This is a genomic window from Jannaschia sp. M317 (assembly GCF_025141175.1).
Classification (GTDB): domain Bacteria; phylum Pseudomonadota; class Alphaproteobacteria; order Rhodobacterales; family Rhodobacteraceae; genus Jannaschia.
In genome coordinates this window covers 2,510,148-2,526,438 of record NZ_CP081155.1, presented here as the reverse complement: position 1 = coordinate 2,526,438, position 16,291 = coordinate 2,510,148, and the positions used below count along the sequence as shown (strand labels likewise).

Genomic DNA, 16,291 nt, shown 5'->3' with positions numbered 1-16,291 from the left:
CAGCCCCGAGGGGCTGCCGGAGGCGTCATGAAAATGGCTTAGCCGCCGATTTTGGCTTTGCGTGCTTCGACGATGGACACGTAGGTGTCATGGGTCACAGGCTGGAACCCCAGAGTGTCGCCCGAGGCGACGCCATAGGCGCAATCCGGATCGGCTTCGTACAGGCCGTCGACCAGCGCAGTCATGGTTTCGCGCACATCGGCGGGCAGGGCCTTGCGCAGAACGATCGGACCTTCGGGGATGACCTTGGACTTCCAGATCTGGACCATGTCGTTCATGTCGACCAGACCTGCGTCAACCGCCTTGCGCAGCGCGCCGGAGTTGTAGCCGTCTTCCCAGTTGCCCTGCGCGTCGGCCCAGGTCACGCCGCCGTCGATGTCACCGTTGTTGACGGCAACGATGGTCTGCTCGTGACCGCCGGTGAACTTGACCTCACCGAAGTAGTCACCGGATTCCATGGTCACGCCGTCTTTGTACTGCGGGATCTCGATCGACGGGATCAGGTAGCCGGAGGTGGAGTTCGGATCACCAAATCCGAACACTTTGCCCTCCATGTCGTCCAGCGAGGTCACGCCGCTGTCCTTGCGGGCAAAACCGATGGAGTGGTAACCGACGGAGCCGTCCACGTTGACCTTGATCAGGACGGGCTCAACCGCGTCGGGGTCTTGCAGGAAGGTCGCCGCATAGGCGGATGCACCCAGCCAGGCCATGTCGATGTTCCCGCCCAGCAGGCCCTGAATGACGCCGTTGTAGTCGGCAGGGGCGAACAGCTTGGTTTCCACGCCCAGGGCCTCGGTCGTGTAGTCGGCGAGGCACTGATAGGAATTCATCCGGTCCTGGGCGTTTTCGCCGCCAAGGATGCCGATGCGGAATTCGGTGATCTCTTGCGCAAAAGCGCCCGTGCTTATGGCGGTGCTGGCGGCAAGCGCCAAGGCGAGGGTCTTTTTCATCGTTTTCTCCATTGAGTTTGGCTTGATGAAGGTGGCCCGCGGCAGAGGCGCGGGTGGAAACTGGCTCAGACGTAGGCTTCCGCTTCGCGGACCTCTGGCCTGTCCAGTGTTTCGATTTCGGTCGACGTGGCGGCTTCGGAAAAATCCGCGCCCGCCCCGTAGATGTCGCGCGCCACGCCGGTGGTCAGCTGTGCAGGTGTGCCGTCAAAGACGATCCGCCCGTCGCGCATCCCGATCACCCGGTCGCAATAGCGACGCGCCGTATCGAGCGTGTGCAGGTTGGCGATCACGGTGCGCCCGTCTTCCTCGTGGATGGCGCGCAGGGATTGCATCACAACTTGCGCGTTCATCGGATCGAGCGAGGCAATGGGTTCATCCGCGAGAATGATCTTGGGATCTTGCATCAGGGCGCGGGCAATCGCGACACGCTGCTGTTGACCTCCCGACAGGGCCTCGGCGCGTTTGGGCGCCTGCTCTGCGATGCCGAGACGGTCAAGTATCTCGATGGCCTTGTGAATGTCCGCCTGCGGATAAAGGTTGAACATCGTCGCAACCGTCGACCGCTTGTTCAGGGTTCCGTGCAAGACGTTCGACACCACGTCCATCCGCGGCACCAGATTGAACTGTTGAAAGATCATCGCACAGCGCGATTGCCAGTCCCGCTTGGCCGCACCACGCAGACCGGTGATGTCCTCACCTTCGAAGGTGATCGTGCCCGACGTGGAATCGCTCAGGCGATTGACCATGCGCAGCAAGGTGGATTTGCCCGCGCCGGAACGCCCGATGATCCCGATCATGGTTGGTTGGGCGACAGAGATGTTTGCCGCATCCACGGCCGTCTTGTCCCCAAAGCGTTTTGTAAGCGTGTGAATTGTCAGCATATCGCCCCCATGTCTGAGAGGCGGATAGGTGTGGTGCGCAAAAGCCTGGTGACGGTTTTGACTCAGTTCCATCAACATTGAGCAACAGAACTGTGACACAGGACCCAAGGGCGTGACCTGCGCGATGTCCGGAAAATCTGTCGGACTTTACGGAGTTCTGCGCCGGATCGTCATAAATGTGTTACATTGGCGTCTTGGCCAGCTAGTGTCCTGAACATGGTACATCGCGCAGTTCTTCTTTGCGTCTGCATGACGCTTCCGGCTTTGGCACAGGCACGGATGTCGGATGTCAGCTGTGATGACAGCGCCCGCATGGTCGAAACCCTGACCCGAGTTGTCGGAGCGGAACGTCAAGGGATGGGGGTGCGCGACCCGGACACGATGCTCGAAGTCTGGGTAACTGCACGCAATGGCGAATGGCTGATTGTGCAGACCTATTCAAACGGCACCTCGTGCATTGTCGCCATGGGCGATCATTGGGAAGCATCACGCGCAAACCCCGCCTGAGCCACAGCTTCTGCCAAAGGGCATGTCACCGCAGCGGAGTGCACAGAGTGGGTCCGTTCGTGCCCAAGTCGATGAGGGGGCTGGAGGGGGAGCCCATCCCCGCCTTGCAGCGGGGCAGACTGGTCTTTTACCATCGCCACGATCCTGGCTGCCTTTCCATCCAGCTGTTCTTGAAACTGCCCTTACGACAGCCTGGGGGCATCGTGGCCAGCCCGCTCCGGCTGGGGGATGGAACACCCCGGTTTTCAGCTGTCGGGGTGGTTTTCGGGGTTCCTAGATCTTCCTGAGCTTCGATAACGCTTCGACGTAGTAGTAGTCTCCGTAGATCAAGGAGACGTCTATACCCAATCCCTGTGGATGGTTGAACGTACCCCCACGGATGATGCCGTCGCTGTCATTGTCCCAACTGCCAAAAGTCTCGTAAGTGGATTTGGCGATTGCGTTGGCGGCTGAGAGGTATTTTTCGGCGTCCTTGTCTTCTAGTTCTGACGCAATGAGGAGCATGCCGCACGCCGCACACATACCCGCAGAGGTATCGCGGGGTGTCGCGTCGTCCCTTGGAACGCCGAAGTCCCAATGTGGGACATTGTCCGCAGGCAGTTCACGAATGAAGAAATCGGCGACGTTCCTGGCCACCTCCAGATAGCGCGGATCCTTGGTGTATTTGTAGGCAAGCGCCATACCATGAACCGCCCATGAGGTTCCCCGCGACCAGGCGGACGTGATCGAATGGCCCTGTCCGCTACGGACCCTTACCTTTTCGCCCGTGAAAGGATCGAACTCGACCATATGGTTCACGGAATGATCCGGCCGGATGAAGTGTTTGATGACGGTTTCGGTATGAGCAATGGCGATGTGACGAAATCTTGGATCACCGGTTTCCTCGCTGGCCCAGTATAGCAGCGGCAGGTTCATCAAGCTGTCGATGATGCTCAACCCCCTTGGGTCGGAGTCGTTCACGTCATTGACGTTCCAGGCAGACAGATAACGGCCCACGATGTTGAACCGGCTGGCGAGATGGCTGGCGGCCACAAGGCCCCGCCGTCGCGCGTCCATATCCCCGGACGATTTGAACCGTTTGACGGACGTCAATTGCCACATGAAGCCGACGTCGTGGTGCAGGTTGACGTATTCGTTCAGGGCCTCGTCCATCCGCATCTCGCATTGCAGGGCAAGGTCGGCAAAGGGCGTGTGGTTCGTGTCGTCGTGCAGCAGCCAAAGCAAACCAGGCCAGAAGCCCGTGACCCAACGCCACGTATCGTCGGTCAGCGCATAGCGACCGGTGTTATCCGTCATCGTAGGGAAGCGGGGGCCGATGACCTGGCTGGTTTTCTCTACCTTCTCGACCAGCGCTGTCCACGCGTCTTCTGTCCAACTGTTATCAATCATCGTTTTTCCTAGCTCTGGACGGTTGAAGGGAGTGATTTCCTCGGTCTTGTCTTGATCCCGGCAACACCACCCGAAGGTGCGTCGACCTATGGGGCACCCTTTCTGGCGCTGCCCCAAACCACCGACTTCTTACCGTCAGTGAGGGCCCAGATCGGCAATCAGTGTGCGTCATTTGGTCGGTGCGTGGCTTGCTGGAAATTCAATTGACATACTAGTATCTCTGTGGCTAGGGTCCGTCAACAATCAATGATGTTCGTACATCATTGCGTTGGTGGGCGGTAAGCCAAAAGGGGGGAGGGGATGTTTCATGGCGATTTTGCGGGATGCTCCGTTCTCAAGCGGTGCGGCACTGCCTTGGACCGAGGTCACACACCGAAGGCCACAGAACCAAACGAGGAGGAAAGAAATGAAGCGTATTGAAAACAGGGTGATCCCGCTTTTTGCGGCGCTCGCGCTTGCGGCACCGGCGGTCGCGCAGGACTACAAGGAAGCGCCGGAGCTGGCCGAGCTTGTTGCAGCGGGATCGTTGCCGCCTGTCGAGCAGCGCCTGCCAGCCAATCCGCTCGTCGTCGAGCCCATCGAGATGGTTGGATCCTATGGTGGCGTCTGGCGGTCCGCCCTCAAGGGGTCGTTCGACACAGGATGGATTCGTCGGACCATCGGGTATCAGCCGCTTGTCGCGTTCAACTACGACTGGACCGAAGTTGTTCCGAACGTTGCAGAGCGCTTCGAGGTCAATGACGACGCTACCGAATTTACCTTCTACCTCCGGGAAGGCCACAGATGGTCCGACGGAGAGCCGTTCACGGCCGAAGACCTCGACTTTGCGTTGAAGGTCATGACCAGCCCTGACTATGCGGGCCGCAAGGTCAACATCCCGCTTGGCGGTGTGACGGGCGAAGTGGTCAACGAGACCACCTTCAAGATCAAGCTTGAAGAGTCGAACGGCCTGTTCCTGCAGCGGCTTGCCACGGTCGAAGGCCCCTTCATCGTCAATGCCGCAGAGCACTACTGTGGCGAATTGTTCCCCGAGATAAACCCGGATGCGAACGCAGTGGCGCAGGAACGTGGCTTCGACAACTGGAGCCAGGCGATGGAGCAATCCTGCTTCTTCAACTTCCAGGATGCCAATCGTCCGCTGCTCTTCGCGTGGCGTCAGGTCACCAACTACGACGGTCTGAACCAGTTGATCGAGTGGGAGCGCAATCCCTTCTTCTTCAAGGTCGACACAGAGGGCCAGCAGCTGCCCTATATCGACGACGTCAAGATGGTGCAGACGGAAAGCGTCGAGGACATCGTCCTGAAAGTCGTGAATGGCGAAATCGACTTGTCGAACCGGCACTTTGCGACCGTGGCCAACAAGCCGGTCATCTTCGACGGTCAGGAAGCTGGCGGTTATACGCTGAAATCCACTGTCGACGCCCGGATGAACAACGCCATCCTGCAGCTCAACATCACCCATCCCGATGAAAACAAGCGCAAGCTTTTCGGCATGAAGGAGTTTCGGCAGGCCCTGTCCATGGGCATGGATCGCGAAGAGATCATCGACGTTGTCTATGCGGGCCAGGGTGAACCCCATCAGGCCGGTCCTCGTCCGTCTTCGCCGTTCTACAACGAACAGCTCGCAAAGCAGTTCACCGAGTACGATCCCGACGCGGCCAACGCGCTCTTGGACGAGATCGGTCTGACGGAAAAGAACTCGGACGGTATCCGCCTGGGCTTTGATGGCGAACCGATCCGCATTCAGCTGCTCGCATCATCCGATCAGTCGGAGTTCGGCGACATCGCCCAACTGGTGACCGAGCAGTGGAAAGAGATCGGCATCGATCTTGATGCCCGCAACGCCGAGCGCAGCCTTGTCTACGAGCAGATCCAGAACAACGTGCACGACATGCACGTCTGGTGGGGTGACGGCGGCATGAACGATGCGATGCTTGATCCGCGTTTCTACATGCCCTTCAACCTGGAATCCGCGTTCGCACAGGCCTGGGCGCAGCACTTCATGGGGACCGGCAGCAACCTTGCAGAAGTGCCGCCAGCAGAGGTTCAGGCACAGATGGATCTTTACAACTCCATTGCGAAAACGGGTGATCCCGCCAAGCAAAAAGAGCTGTTCGATCAGGTCCTGCAGATCTCGGCTGACCAGTTCTATGTGATGGGCACGGTTCTGCCGTCCGATGGCTACATGGTTGCCAACAAGAACCTGGGCAACGTGCCGGACGGCCAGATCTTTACCTGGCTGTATCCGCAGCCCGGTCCCATGCAGACGTCGCAGCTGTTCTTCAAGCAGTGATGTCACGGGTGGCGCGGGAACACTCCCTTCCCGCGTCACACCTTATCCCAACACTCCAAATCTGATCGCGAAGGAAGCGAACATGTGGACGTATATCGCGCGACGACTGGTCACTATGGTCCTTACGTTGCTCGCGTTGTCGGTGGTCGTATTTATCGTGATCCAGCTACCTCCCGGCGACTTTGTGACATCCTATATCGCAAGCCTGTCGGCCTCCGGCGAAACGGTGGATCAGGAAGCCATTGAAATCCTGCGCGAGCGCTACAAGCTCGACAGCCCCGTCATGGTCCAGTATTTTTCCTGGCTGACGCAATTGCTGCAAGGCAATCCGGGTTACAGTTTCGAGCTGCAGAAATCTGTCGGCGAGATCTTTTCACAACGGATCGGTATTTCCCTGGCCGTTGAATTGACCGCTGTCGTGTTCATGTGGGCTATCGCCGTGCCGATCGGCGTCTATTCGGCCGTCAATCAATATTCGCTGGGTGACTACGCCTTCACGATCCTGGGGTTCCTGGGCCTGGCGATTCCAAACTTCCTGTTTGCACTGGTGCTTATGTACATTTGCTACAACTGGTTCGGCATCACGATCACGGGACTTTTTTCTACCGAATACATGAATGAACGCTGGTCTCTGGCTCGGTTCCTGGATTTCGCATCCCATGTCTGGGCCCCAATTCTTGTCATCTCTACCGCAGGGGCGGCGCAGCTTGTCAGGGTTCTGCGTGCCAACTTGCTCGATGAGCTTAACAAGCCGTACGTGCTGACCGCGCGCGCCAAAGGTTTGCCCAAGCGTCGCGTGATCTGGCGATATCCGGTTCGGGTTGCCATGAACCCGCTTATCTCGACGGTTGGCTGGGTTCTGCCAACGGTGATCTCTTCGTCCTTCGTGACAGCCATCGTGCTGAACCTTCCGACGCTCTCTCCGATCCTGCTGCGCTCGCTTCTGAGCCAGGACATGTACCTCGCCGGGGCGCTGATCCTTTTCATGGGGGTGCTCACGCTGGTCGGCACGTTGATTTCCGACCTGTTGCTGGCCTGGATCGATCCGCGCATTCGGCTTGGAATGGTGGGGGCGAAATAATGCAAGACAAGGCACTTACCGATATGGACCCAACTGCGGACAACGAAATCGATGAAATCGGCGTCGATCCCCGGATCGGGCATGTCACCGGAACCGAAAGCCAGTGGCAGCTTATTCGCCGCAGATTTGCCAAACACCGTCTTGCGGTGATCAGTCTGTGGATCCTCAGCATCTTTGTGTTTGTTGCTGTCTTTGCGGACTTCATTTCGCCCAACGATCCCAGCGAGATCCAGGCACGCTATACCTATGCGCCGCCGCAAGGCATCAATTTCATCGACAAGACAGAGGACGGCGGCTGGCGCATAAAACCCTATGTCTACGGCTATGATGTCGAGGTTGAACCCGAGGCCCTGCGCCGCGTTTTCGTCATCGACGAGACCGACAAGATCTATCTTCAGTTCTTCAAGCGCAGCTGGGACTACAAGCTGCTTGGGTTTATCCCGACCGATATCCACCTGATCGGCACGGAAAGACCCAGAAAGCCGCTTTTCTTTCTCGGTGCGGACCGTCTTGGCCGCGACATGTTCTCCCGACTCGCCTATGGCACGCGCATATCGCTGTCCGTCGGTCTGGTCGGCGTGATCATGAGCCTCGTGCTGGGTGTCATGATCGGCGGGTTCGCCGGATACTTCGGAGGTTTCTTCGATGCGGCGACACAGCGCGTGATCGAGTTTCTTCGCTCGTTGCCCACCATTCCGCTCTGGATGGGATTGGCGGCCGCGATGCCAAGCAGTTGGTCACCGTTGCAGGTCTATTTCGCGATCACGCTTATCCTGTCTCTACTGGGCTGGACGGAGCTTGCCCGGGTGGTCCGGGGCCGCTTTCTTGCCCTAAAGGGAGAGGACTATGTGGTCGCTGCGCGATACGATGGTTGCTCGCACACACGGGTCATTTTGCGCCATATGGTGCCCTCCTTCACCAGCCACATAATCACGGCCGCTTCGCTTGCGGTCCCGTCGATGATCCTGGCCGAAACGGCGCTGTCGTTTCTTGGTCTCGGACTTCAGGCACCGGTGATTTCCTGGGGCGTGCTTTTGCAGGAAGCACAGAACATCCGGACCCTTGCCACGGCCCCCTGGCTTCTGTTGCCCGGCCTTGCAATCGTGATTGCCGTTCTGGCGATGAACTTTGTCGGTGACGGCCTGCGCGATGCAGCCGATCCCTATTCGCACTGAGGCAGGACAATGACTGACAAGACCCAAATGAACGATACGGTCCTTGAGGTTCGCGGCCTCAGCGTCGATTTTCCCAGCCGCCACGGCGCGGTGCCCGCAATTCAGGACGTGAGCTTTGATCTGCGCCTCGGTCAGACGACCTGTTTTGTCGGCGAATCCGGATCAGGCAAAAGCGTAACCGCCCGCGCGGTCATGAACATCGTCGAACCGGCAGTTATCCGGTCCGGCGCGATCAACCTTGTCGATCTGAAAGCGGGACAAAAGCTGGAGCTTTCGGGCCTTGATCCCGATGGTGTGGAAATACGCGCGGTTCGCGGTGCCCGCATCGCGATGATCTTTCAGGAACCGATGTCGTCGCTTAGCCCAGTCCACACCATCGGCGAACAGATCATCGAAGCGATCCTGTTGCATCAGGATGTAGACGCCGCACAGGCCCGCGATATTGCGATCGATGCGCTGCGCGCCGTTCAGATCACCGACCCGGAACTTGCCGTGGACAAGTACCCATTCGAGTATTCGGGCGGCATGCGTCAGCGCGCGATGATTGCCATGGCCTTGGGCTGTGAGCCGGATATCCTGATCGCGGATGAGCCGACGACGGCCCTTGACGTGACGACGCAGGCCGAAATCCTCCGGCTGCTGCTTGGTCTGCAGGAAAGCCGTCGCATGGCGATGATGTTCATCACGCATGACATGGGGGTCGTTGCCGAAATCGCTGATCAGGTTGTGGTGATGCTGCATGGCAATGTCGTCGAAACCGGTGATGTCGACAGCATTTTCCACGCGCCCCAGCACGCCTATACGCGCAAATTGTTGAACGCGGCTGTGGGGTTGAACCACTCTGCCGCGCGCCCCGATCATCAGGGCGGCAAGGATGCCCTGGTACAGACGCGCGATCTTTGTCTGACGTTCGGGTCTGGCGGGCGAAAGAAAAATACCGGCGTGAAGGCGCTTGATGAGGTTTCGATAGATCTCCATCGCGGAGAGATTCTGGGCATCGTCGGAGAGTCCGGATCTGGCAAGACGACCTTGGCGCGGGTTCTGATGGGGCGATTCCAGCCGCAGTCCGGTGAGGCCACGTTCAAGACGCGCGAGGGGCAGATCGTCGATCTGACCAAGGCGGCCAGCTTTCGGAATGGCCAGGTCTATCGCGAGATGCGCATGATCTTTCAGGATCCCTACGGCTCTCTCAATCCCCGCATGACGATCGAACAGATCATCGGCGAGCCGCTTTTGGTGAATGGCATCGCCAAGGGCGACGCCCTGCGCCGGCGTGTGGGTGAGTTGCTGGAAAAGGTGGGGTTGCCCGGAAATATCATGGAGCGGTATCCGCACGCCTTTTCCGGCGGGCAGCGTCAACGTATCGGCATTGCGCGCGCCATCGCGCTCGATCCTCAGATCATTATCGCAGACGAGGCGACGTCCGCGCTGGATGGTTCGATCCGCGCCCAGATCCTCGACCTGCTTCTCAACCTCCGGGACGAATTGAACCTGTCGATCTTGTTCATTGCCCATGACATCGGCGTGGTCCGCTATTTCTGTGACCGCGTTGCGGTCATGCACAAGGGGCGTGTCGTGGAAACCGGCACCGCCCTTCAGATTTGCGATGATCCGCAAGAACCATACACACAACGGCTGATCTCGGCGGTTCCGATCCCGGATCCGCGCCAACGTCGGCTGGTCAGAACGGTACAGACGGCATGACATTCCCATCCAATTCCAATCCCCTGAAGGGGAATCCGTTCGCGTCGCGCCAGGATGCGCAACAGGCGGTGGTCGATTTGACCCGCCCCTTGTTGTCTGCTTTCTCGCCTGGCAAGGCACGGGTGCATCTGGGCAGCGGCGAGGCCATTTTTGACACCGCGGCCGCCCATCTCGAAGGTTTGGTAAGACCGCTTTGGGGCCTTGCTCCTCTGTTGGCCGGTGGGGGGCATTTCGACGGCATCGAGCATTTCGTCGAAGGGATCGCCAACGGAGCAGACCCGGACCACCCGGAATATTGGGGCCCCGTTCTTGATCGGGACCAACGCATGGTCGAAAGCGCCGCGATTGGCTATGCGCTGGCTCTTGCGCCAGGCACCTTCTGGGACGGGATGACGGAAAAGGGCCGCAGGAACCTTGCGAATTGGCTTGTGGCGTCTCTCGATTGCGCGCCTCCAGACAACAACTGGCACTTTTTTCACGTCCTGGTTTCGCTTGGGCTGACACGTGTTGGTGTTTCGCACGACGCGTCTATCATCTCTGCCGATCTCGACGCGCTAGAAAGCTATGCGATGGACGATGGGTGGTATCGTGATGGTATGCTGCGTCGCGCTGACCACTATGTTCCATTCGCCATGCATTTCTACGGGCTAATCTACGCAAAGCTGGGCCCTGACACCGACCGGGCGCGGCGCGACCGGTTCGTCGATCGTGCGCGTGAAAGCATGCCGCAGATCGCCAACTGGTTTGCCGCTGACGGGGCGGCTTTGCCCTATGGACGCTCGCTGACCTACCGATTTGCGCATTCCGGGATCTGGGGTGCCTTGGCCTTTGCTGACGTCGAGGCTTTGCCCTGGGGGCAGATCAAGGGTTTTTGGGCGCGCAATCTGAGATACTGGTCCCATATGGACATTGCCGATCAAGGCGGCGTGCTGTCTATCGGCTACGGCTATGCGCAGTCCGCGATGGCCGAACGTTATAACTCTCCGGGATCGCCGTACTGGGCGATGAAAGCCTTCGCGCCGCTTGCCTTGCCCGAGGACCATCCGTTCTGGGCCGCAGAAGAAAGCCCATTTGAGAACCGCGATGAGATCGTGTCGATGCCACAGCCGGGCATGATAAAATGGGAAGACGAGGGCGATGTCACTGTTCTGGCGGGTGGCCAGGAACCCATGTTTTTCGGGCGCGCTGCGGAAAAGTATAACAAATTTGCCTATTCAACCCGATATGCCTTCAGTGTCGAAGCAGAGGCCCGGAGTTTTGCAACCGGCCCGCACGACAATATGCTGGCGTTTTCCGAGGACGGCGCGGTTGCGCATATCCGAAGCCGGGAATCTGCATCGCGGATCGGACCGAACTGGATGTATTCTTCGTGGTCGCCTATGCCCGAGGTCGACGTCGAAACCTGGCTTCTGGCGCATCCGCCCTGGCATCTGCGGATCCATCGTGTCCGGACCAAGCGACGCGTCCAGACGATCGAGGGCGGATTTTCGATCCCACGGCGGGACACGGACCCCTCCATTTCTGCGTTGGCTCCTTCGCTGAAAGGCGGCAAGCCCGGAATCACGACTGGCTTTGCCACCGCGACTGATGTGACGAACCTGATGGACGCATCAGCGCCAATCGCCACCCCGGTCAAACGCGATTTCCGCGTATTTGCCGCGTCCCCGAACACCAATATCCTGTTCCCGCGTACATGGGTTCCGCAGTTGACAGCATCCCTTGAGCCCGGAGATTGGGGCCTTGCCTGCTGGGTTCTGGCACGCCCTGGAACGGCAGGGGATGTCCCAATTCCTGCCTCCGGCGCCATGCCGTCAGCTGCAATGCTGGACGAGATGCGAAGTGGTGGTCAGGTCGTCTCCGTCTGGGATTTGCCGTCAGGGTGACAGGCAAGGCCCGGGTGGGCAAATCGCGTGACGGTGGCAGCCGTTTCTCTCTGTATCGGATCAGCCAAGGGATTGCCTGACAGGGACGTTCTGAGCCGAAACGGAGAGGGGGTCGGTGCAGATCTGGGTCCAAGCGATCCGGCCGTCGAAAGGTAGGCAGCCAGCCGCGCCCGAGGCTCTCCCTCCGGGAGGGCCTGTTGCCGTCCGCACATACCCGGCGGCACCGCTCGTCTGGCGATGCCAAGATTGAACCAGAACTGCCGGCGGGATACGCACGTCCGGGCAAAGGTCACCCGACCATCAACCGATTTGTCCAACAGGCCCCGTCTGCGCTCCGTGATCTCGTTCGAGGGTGAACCTGTTCGTCCAGATCGCTATGGTGTAGCGGCTCCTCTCGTGAAACCCGGTCAAATCCGGCATATCGTGCGGACTGAAATCGATTCCGAAGCCGTACGGCGAGGCAGGTCTTTATGACGTCTGATGTGAGAAAAGATCCCTGTGCGGCGTCACGCCTGTCTGTTGCGCCTATGATGGATTGGACCGACCGCCATTGTCGTGCGTTCCATCGGGGCATGTCCAGACAGGTGCTGCTCTATACCGAGATGGTGACCTCGGCGGCGTTGGTGCGGGGCGGGGCGGCTCACTTGTTGGATTTCGACGCCAAGGAACATCCCGTCGCACTGCAACTGGGCGGCTCGAACCCGGAGGAGCTTTCGCGGGCGACCGAAATGGCCGTCGCGCGCGGCTATGCCGAGGTCAACCTGAACGTCGGTTGCCCGTCCGACAGGGTTCAATCCGGGTCCTTCGGGGCTGTCCTGATGGAACAGCCCGCCCTTGTTGCCGACTGTCTGCGCGCGATGCGTATGGCTGCGGGGGACGTGCCGGTGACCGTCAAATGCCGGATCGGTGTGGACGATCAGGACCCGGCCCAGGTGCTACCGGACTTTCTGGCGCATGTGCATGACGCAGGGGTGACGCGAGCAACGGTGCATGCGCGCAAGGCTTGGCTCAAGGGGCTGAGCCCGAAGGAGAACCGGGATATTCCGCCGCTGGATTATCCGCTCGTCCACGCCATGGTTGCACGGTTCCCGGATATGCACCTGTCGATCAACGGCGGCATCCTGACGCTGGACGATGCAGAGGCACAGCTTGCGCATATGGACGGTGTGATGGTGGGGCGGGCCGCCTATCACGACCCGGCAGAGATCCTGTTGCGGGCCGATAGCCGTATCTTCGGAACCGATGATCCCTGTCCCGACCGAACCGCCGCAGCCCTGGCCATGGTGTCCCACATCGAGACGCACCTGGATCAGGGCGGAAAATTGGGACAGGTCACGCGACACATGTTGGGCTTGTTCAACGGCTTGCCTGGTGCCCGGCAGTGGCGCCGGACCCTGTCCGAAGGCGCGACGCGCCCGGGGGCCGGGATCGAAGTCCTGCACGAGGCCTTGGGCAGGGTGCAGGACCTGGCCGCCTGACACAGGGCAAAGACGTTAACGGCTGGTCCTTCGTCCCCAGTCTGGCTATGTCGCGGCAACCTGATCGGAGACCGTCATGCCGGACCTCGCCGCGCTTTTGCCCTTGCTGGCCTTTCTGTTGTTGATCGGGGCCTTTGCCGGTGTCTTGGCAGGCCTGTTGGGGGTTGGCGGTGGCATCGTATTGGTGCCTGCGTTCTATTATGTCTTTCAAACCCTTGGATATGACGGGCCGCACATCATGCAGGTTTGCGTGGCGACGTCGCTGGCGACGATCGTCGTCACCTCCTTGCGGTCTGTTCGCGCCCATGCCGCCAAGGGCGCGGTGGATTTCAGCATTCTCAGGGCGTGGGGGCCGGGCATTGCGGTGGGCGCCCTGATCGGTGTGCTGGTGGCAACGCGGCTTCGATCAGAAACGCTGACGGCGATCTTTGCGATCCTGGCGCTGATCGTGGCGGCCTACATGGCCTTTTCAAAGCCGCATTGGCGGTTGGCGGACGACATGCCGCGCGGGGCGAAGCCCTACCTCTATTCGCCGGCGGTCGGGTTTCTTTCGGTCCTGATGGGAATCGGCGGCGGCAGCTTTGGCGTGCCCCTGATGACGCTGCACGGCGTCGTCATTCACCGCGCCGTGGCAACCGCTGCGGGTTTTGGGCTGCTGATCGCGCTGCCGTCGGTTGCGTTGTTCCTGATCTTGCCCGCGCAGGGTGGTCTGCCACCTTTTACGATCGGCTTGGTGAACGGCCCAGCGTTTCTGGCCGTGGTCGCGATGACTGTCCTGACGGCCCCTTTGGGCGCAAAACTGGCCCATGCGACGGATCCCGGCCCGCTCAAGCGGATCTTTGCGGGGTTCTTGTTCCTGGTCGCGCTGAACATGCTCCGCAAGGTGCTGTTCTAGGACGGAGTCGCACCTTTCGAGACGTCCGGTCAGGGGCTTCGACGGATCCGATCCCTGACGGGCGTCACCTAGCGCTTTAGCCGGGCGGCCCGTCCGCCGCGTCGGACCTTGTGTTGCGCCGCGCGGTCCGGCAGGTCTGCCATTACGACGGCGCGGGCCTCTGGCGTCATCCGCGACCAATCCGTGATTTCGTCAATTGACCGCAGGCACCCGGTGCACAGCCGTGTCTCTGGATGGACCACGCAGACATTGATGCAGGGGCTGTCGATTTCGGAACGGGTCCAGATCGGCGTGTCGGTCATGTTTCGGCCCTCAGGTGGCGCAGGCGGTCCAGCGCGCCTTGCAGAATGTAGCCCGCGGCAACGTGGTCGATGACTTCGGACCGGCGTTTGCGGGATGTATCGGCCTCCAACAGGGCCCGTTCCGCGGCGACGGTGGACAGACGTTCATCCCAATAGGTGATCGGCGTGTCGATCCGGCGGGCCAGGTTGCGGGCAAAGGCGCGGGTGGATTGGACGCGCGGACCTTCGCTGCCGTCCATGTTCAGGGGCAGGCCAAGGACGATCGCGCGGATGTCGCGTGCGGTCAGGATCGCCTCCAAGGCTTCGGCATCGGCGGTGAACTTGCTGCGCCGGATGGTCTGCAGCGGGGTCGCCACGCTTTGCAGTCCGTCCGACACGGCGACGCCAATTGTCTTTGTGCCCAGGTCCAGCCCGGCAAGCGCGCCGAACGGGGGCAGGGCAGGGGCCAGTTGGCTCAGATCATCGTGGATCATTTGGCAAGCCCTGCGCGATCGGCTGCCCCGGCCACGATGTCGAGCGCGCCCTGATCGCCGGCAAAGACCTGCTGCGCCTCGGCATAGATCGCACTGGCGGCGTCGAGGCGTCCCAACACACCATAGGCGGTGATTAACTGCGCCCAGTCACGCGGCGGCCCGCCGTCGGCGGCCAGGCGGCTGGACAGCCCCTCGACCATGCCTTCGATCCGGGACATCCGCTCCTCCAGGGTCAATTCGGCCATGGCGTTGATGTCGTCCTGCGAGGGGCCGCGCGGCGCGGGCAATTGCTCCAATGGGGTCGGATCGCCCGCAGCGGCAGAGACCTGCTCGATCTGGGCATAGATGGGGTCCAGCCAGGGCGCATCCGGCTGGCTATCGCCCACCAGACGCCGCCAGATAGGCCAGGCCAGATCCGGGCGCCCGCCCTGCGCGTACATCAGGCCCGCGTAATACCGCGCCGACCCGTTGCCGGGGTCGCGGCGCAACGCTTCGGTCAGGGCCTGTTCCGCCTCGGGCGAGACGAACCCACCGGCGGCCAGGATCATCAATTCCGCCAAGAGGGCAAAGTCGTCGCCGCTGGCCTGATCCCCCAGGATGGCCACGACCCTGTCCTGCGCTCTCCAGGCGCCTTCCAGATCGCCCAGACCGCTGTCTGTCTGCACCGCCAACCGCCAACCGCGCAGGTCATCGGGACGGGTCTGCAGGATTTCGCGCAGTTGTCGCGCCATCTCGGTGATATCGGGGCGGCTGTCGTCGATCTGGTCGGGAATTTCGCTTTCGGCAACGGCCTGGCCTGGACGGGCGGCGCGGGCGGCTTCGATGGTCTCAACGCGAACCCCGAGCGGCAGGTCCGGATACCCCGGCGCGCCAAGGTAGCGATAGCTGGCCGCGGTCACAGCCAGAACCAGCACCGCCACCAGGCTGCCGCCGATCCAGACGTTTCCTTGCCATCCCGTGTGGCGTGTCTGCGCGGCGCTATCTGCGGCCAGCAGGCGGCGCGCGACCTCTGCGCGGGCGGCTTCGGCTTCGGCTTCGGCCAGGGTGCCACGGGCCCGGTCCCGGTCCACTTCGCGCAGCTGGTCGCGATACACCTCCACGTCGGGGGCGACGGTCGTGCCGGGCGGGTTGCGCAAGGCGGCCAGGATCACGGCCAAACAGGCCAGCGTCAGCACTCCCGCTGCGATCCAGAACATCATGCCAACCTCCGAGGTTTTTCTGCGTCAGACCTACCTGTCCCGCGCCTTGGCCAAAACCCCCGAAGCATCCGCCCCACGGTG

At 60.8% G+C, this 16,291-nt stretch carries 14 protein-coding genes; 8 read left to right on the top strand and 6 right to left on the bottom strand.

The annotated features are described in order from the left end of the window. Positions 1-38 precede the first annotated feature (38 nt). Together phnD and phnC are read right to left on the bottom strand one after the other, a co-directional pair. Positions 39-950 (bottom strand): phosphonate ABC transporter substrate-binding protein, encoded by a 912-nt coding sequence (phnD, locus tag K3551_RS12810; protein WP_259913786.1) that lies wholly within the window; start codon positions 948-950, stop codon positions 39-41. 65 nt (positions 951-1,015) lie between these two features. Next, positions 1,016-1,831: a phosphonate ABC transporter ATP-binding protein gene (phnC, locus tag K3551_RS12805; RefSeq protein WP_259913784.1), complete on the bottom strand. Its 816-nt coding sequence runs from the start codon at positions 1,829-1,831 to the stop codon at positions 1,016-1,018. A gap of 279 nt (positions 1,832-2,110) precedes the next feature. Here phnC and K3551_RS12800 point away from each other — a divergent pair, with 279 nt between their 5' ends. Further along, positions 2,111-2,338 carry a hypothetical protein gene (locus tag K3551_RS12800; RefSeq protein ID WP_259913781.1) on the top strand — a complete coding sequence of 76 codons (228 nt, stop codon included), beginning with the start codon at positions 2,111-2,113 and terminating at the stop codon, positions 2,336-2,338. A gap of 273 nt (positions 2,339-2,611) precedes the next feature. On the opposite strand, the gene K3551_RS12795 is transcribed toward K3551_RS12800, so the two are convergent. Continuing rightward, complete coding sequence (locus K3551_RS12795; protein ID WP_259913778.1) at positions 2,612-3,727, bottom strand: glycoside hydrolase family 88 protein; 1,116 nt, start codon at positions 3,725-3,727, stop codon at positions 2,612-2,614. 307 nt (positions 3,728-4,034) lie between these two features. On the opposite strand from K3551_RS12795, the gene K3551_RS12790 reads away from it, so the two are divergent. From K3551_RS12790 to K3551_RS12760, 7 genes are all read left to right on the top strand, one after another. Beyond that, positions 4,035-6,020, top strand: a complete 1,986-nt coding sequence (locus K3551_RS12790; RefSeq protein WP_259913775.1) for an ABC transporter substrate-binding protein — start codon at positions 4,035-4,037, stop codon at positions 6,018-6,020. An 82-nt stretch (positions 6,021-6,102) separates the two neighbouring features. Beyond that, positions 6,103-7,101, top strand: coding sequence for an ABC transporter permease (locus tag K3551_RS12785; protein ID WP_259913765.1), 999 nt, complete (start codon positions 6,103-6,105; stop codon positions 7,099-7,101). A 23-nt stretch (positions 7,102-7,124) separates the two neighbouring features. After that, a complete protein-coding gene (locus K3551_RS12780; protein ID WP_259913763.1) occupies positions 7,125-8,276 on the top strand; it encodes an ABC transporter permease in 1,152 nt (383 codons plus the stop codon). Between the two features lie 9 nt (positions 8,277-8,285). Then, positions 8,286-9,980, top strand: a complete 1,695-nt coding sequence (locus tag K3551_RS12775) for an ABC transporter ATP-binding protein (protein WP_259913760.1) — start codon at positions 8,286-8,288, stop codon at positions 9,978-9,980. Beyond that, positions 9,977-11,863, top strand: coding sequence for a DUF2264 domain-containing protein (locus tag K3551_RS12770; RefSeq protein WP_259913758.1), 1,887 nt, complete (start codon positions 9,977-9,979; stop codon positions 11,861-11,863). Before K3551_RS12775 ends, K3551_RS12770 begins: the two co-directional genes overlap by 4 nt. Positions 11,864-12,333: 470 nt before the next feature. After that, positions 12,334-13,341, top strand: a complete 1,008-nt coding sequence (gene dusA / locus K3551_RS12765; RefSeq protein WP_259913756.1) for a tRNA dihydrouridine(20/20a) synthase DusA — start codon at positions 12,334-12,336, stop codon at positions 13,339-13,341. A 76-nt stretch (positions 13,342-13,417) separates the two neighbouring features. Next, positions 13,418-14,236 carry a sulfite exporter TauE/SafE family protein gene (locus tag K3551_RS12760; RefSeq protein WP_259913753.1) on the top strand — a complete coding sequence of 273 codons (819 nt, stop codon included), beginning with the start codon at positions 13,418-13,420 and terminating at the stop codon, positions 14,234-14,236. 68 nt (positions 14,237-14,304) lie between these two features. On the opposite strand, the gene K3551_RS12755 is transcribed toward K3551_RS12760, so the two are convergent. Genes K3551_RS12755 through ccmI form a run of 3 tightly spaced genes read right to left on the bottom strand, consistent with a single transcriptional unit; the run spans position 14,305 to position 16,210 of the window. Continuing rightward, positions 14,305-14,538, bottom strand: a complete 234-nt coding sequence (locus K3551_RS12755; protein WP_259913751.1) for a DUF1289 domain-containing protein — start codon at positions 14,536-14,538, stop codon at positions 14,305-14,307. After that, the gene (gene ruvX, locus K3551_RS12750) at positions 14,535-15,011 is read right to left on the bottom strand and encodes a Holliday junction resolvase RuvX (protein WP_259913749.1); all 477 of its coding nucleotides are present in this window, start codon (positions 15,009-15,011) and stop codon (positions 14,535-14,537) included. Before ruvX ends, K3551_RS12755 begins: the two co-directional genes overlap by 4 nt. Then, positions 15,008-16,210 (bottom strand): c-type cytochrome biogenesis protein CcmI, encoded by a 1,203-nt coding sequence (gene ccmI, locus K3551_RS12745; RefSeq protein WP_259913746.1) that lies wholly within the window; start codon positions 16,208-16,210, stop codon positions 15,008-15,010. Before ccmI ends, ruvX begins: the two co-directional genes overlap by 4 nt. Positions 16,211-16,291: the final 81 nt, after the last annotated feature.

Bases quoted from the DNA above. Each gene is read 5' to 3' on its own strand.
- phnD (WP_259913786.1), bottom strand. From the start codon at position 950: ATGAAAAAGACCCTCGCCTTGGCGCTTGCCGCCAGCACCGCCATAAGC.
- K3551_RS12775 (WP_259913760.1), top strand. From the start codon at position 8,286: ATGACTGACAAGACCCAAATGAACGATACGGTCCTTGAGGTTCGCGGC.
- K3551_RS12795 (WP_259913778.1), bottom strand. From the start codon at position 3,727: ATGATTGATAACAGTTGGACAGAAGACGCGTGGACAGCGCTGGTCGAG.
- dusA (WP_259913756.1), top strand. From the start codon at position 12,334: ATGACGTCTGATGTGAGAAAAGATCCCTGTGCGGCGTCACGCCTGTCT.
- K3551_RS12800 (WP_259913781.1), top strand. From the start codon at position 2,111: ATGTCGGATGTCAGCTGTGATGACAGCGCCCGCATGGTCGAAACCCTG.
- K3551_RS12770 (WP_259913758.1), top strand. From the start codon at position 9,977: ATGACATTCCCATCCAATTCCAATCCCCTGAAGGGGAATCCGTTCGCG.
- phnC (WP_259913784.1), bottom strand. From the start codon at position 1,831: ATGCTGACAATTCACACGCTTACAAAACGCTTTGGGGACAAGACGGCC.
- ccmI (WP_259913746.1), bottom strand. From the start codon at position 16,210: ATGATGTTCTGGATCGCAGCGGGAGTGCTGACGCTGGCCTGTTTGGCC.
- ruvX (WP_259913749.1), bottom strand. From the start codon at position 15,011: ATGATCCACGATGATCTGAGCCAACTGGCCCCTGCCCTGCCCCCGTTC.
- K3551_RS12785 (WP_259913765.1), top strand. From the start codon at position 6,103: ATGTGGACGTATATCGCGCGACGACTGGTCACTATGGTCCTTACGTTG.
- K3551_RS12780 (WP_259913763.1), top strand. From the start codon at position 7,125: ATGGACCCAACTGCGGACAACGAAATCGATGAAATCGGCGTCGATCCC.
- K3551_RS12760 (WP_259913753.1), top strand. From the start codon at position 13,418: ATGCCGGACCTCGCCGCGCTTTTGCCCTTGCTGGCCTTTCTGTTGTTG.
- K3551_RS12790 (WP_259913775.1), top strand. From the start codon at position 4,035: ATGGCGATTTTGCGGGATGCTCCGTTCTCAAGCGGTGCGGCACTGCCT.
- K3551_RS12755 (WP_259913751.1), bottom strand. From the start codon at position 14,538: ATGACCGACACGCCGATCTGGACCCGTTCCGAAATCGACAGCCCCTGC.